Consider the following 220-nt stretch of genomic DNA (forward strand, 5'->3'; position numbering starts at 1 on the left):
AGGCGAAGGTGATCTCTGTCCCTTTAGTCGATGGAGGGGAAGGGTTTACAGAAACGATGGTAGCGTGGACGGCCGGCACATTGCATTCAGTGGAGGTGACCGGACCAATAAACCAACAAGTGACAGCGATATTTGGTTTTTTGGGCACTCGTGAGAAACGTACGGCTGTGATTGAAATTGCTCAAGCTGCGGGGTTGAAACTCGTACCGAAAGAGAAGAG

General features: G+C 50.5%; 1 protein-coding gene. It reads left to right on the top strand.

All coding sequences use genetic code 11. The annotated features are described in order from the left end of the window. On the top strand, positions 1-220 hold a 220-nt coding region (locus tag CHH91_RS19565), incomplete at both ends, for a glycerate kinase (RefSeq protein ID WP_141234274.1).

This window comes from Virgibacillus sp. 7505, assembly GCF_002272135.1.
Taxonomy (GTDB): Bacteria; Bacillota; Bacilli; order Bacillales; family Amphibacillaceae; genus Terribacillus.